The 1,811-nt window shown below is 43.8% G+C and carries 1 protein-coding gene; it reads left to right on the top strand.

Going from position 1 to position 1,811, the window contains the following annotated elements; translation table 11 throughout:
• A partial coding sequence (gene dnaK / locus PVK62_RS17205; protein ID WP_274445603.1) for a molecular chaperone DnaK occupies positions 1 to 1,811 on the top strand: 1,811 nt, incomplete at both ends.

Raw genomic sequence — 1,811 nt, forward strand, 5'->3', positions numbered from 1 at the left:
GACTTAGGTACAACTAACTCTTGTGTTGCTGTTTTAGATGGCGACACGCCACGTATTTTAGAGAATGCAGAGGGTGAACGTACAACGGCATCGGTAATTGCATACACAGATGGCGAAACTCTTGTAGGTCAGCCAGCTAAGCGTCAAGCGATTACTAACCCACAAAATACATTATTTGCGATTAAGCGTTTGATCGGCCGTCGTTTTGAAGACGAAGAAGTTCAACGTGATATCGAAATCATGCCGTACAAAATCGTTAAAGCTGACAACGGTGATGCTTGGGTTGAAGCGCAAGGCCAAAAAATGGCGGCTCCTCAAGTATCTGCTGAAATTCTTAAGAAAATGAAGAAAACAGCGGAAGATTTCCTAGGCGAAGAAGTGACTGGCGCAGTAGTAACTGTACCTGCTTACTTTAACGATGCTCAACGTCAAGCAACAAAAGATGCTGGTCGTATTGCAGGTCTTGATGTTAAACGTATCATCAACGAACCAACAGCAGCAGCACTGGCTTACGGTCTAGACAAAAAAGGCGGCGATCGCACTATCGCAGTATACGACCTTGGTGGTGGTACCTTCGATATTTCTATCATTGAAATCGACAACGTTGATGGCGAGCAAACGTTCGAAGTGCTTGCAACAAACGGCGATACTCACCTAGGTGGTGAAGATTTCGATAACCGTATGATCAATTTCTTAGTTGACGAGTTTAAAAAAGAGCAAGGCATCAATCTTAAGACTGATCCTCTTGCTATGCAACGTGTTAAAGAAGCAGCAGAAAAAGCGAAAATTGAACTGTCTTCAGCTCAACAAACAGACGTAAACCTTCCTTACGTTACTGCTGATGCAACAGGTCCTAAGCACATGAACGTTAAAGTAACGCGTGCAAAACTAGAATCTCTAGTTGAAGACCTAGTAGTTCGTACGCTTGAACCACTAAAAGTGGCTCTAGCTGATGCAGATTTATCAGTAAGCGAAATCACTGACGTAATCCTAGTTGGTGGTCAAACACGTATGCCTATGGTTCAAGCTAAAGTAGCTGAATTCTTCGGTAAAGAAGCACGCCGTGACGTGAACCCTGATGAAGCAGTAGCAATGGGTGCTGCAGTTCAAGGTGGCGTACTAGCGGGTGACGTTAAAGATGTCCTTCTTCTAGATGTTACTCCTCTGTCTTTCGGTATCGAAACGATGGGTGGTGTAATGACTAAACTAATCGAGAAGAACACAACGATCCCAACAAAAGCGGACCAAACGTTCTCAACGGCTGAAGATAACCAAAGTGCGGTAACAATCCACGTACTTCAAGGTGAGCGTAAGCAAGCGACATACAACAAATCTCTAGGTCAATTTAACCTAGAAGGTATCCAAGCAGCACCTCGTGGCATGCCACAAATCGAAGTAACATTCGATCTAGATGCTGATGGTATCCTAAACGTATCTGCAAAAGATAAATCGACTGGTAAAGAGCAGAAGATCACAATCCAAGCTTCTGGTGGTCTAACAGACGAAGAAATCGAAGCAATGGTACAAGAAGCTGAAGCGAACAAAGACGCGGACAAAAAGTTCGAAGAGTTAGTAACAGCACGTAACCAAGCGGATCAAATGATCCACGGTACGAAAAAACAAATCGAAGAAGCAGGCGATGCACTTCCAGCTGACGAGAAAGAAAAAATCGAAGCAGCAATCAAAGCACTAGAAGACGTTAAGTCAGGCGATGATAAAGAAGCAATCGATGCGAAAACTCAAGAGCTAATGCAAGCAGCACAAAAGCTAATGGAAATCGCTCAACAGAAAGCTCAAGCACAACAAGGTGC

The organism is Aliivibrio sp. S3MY1 (assembly GCF_028765575.1).
Lineage (GTDB): Bacteria > Pseudomonadota > Gammaproteobacteria > Enterobacterales > Vibrionaceae > Aliivibrio.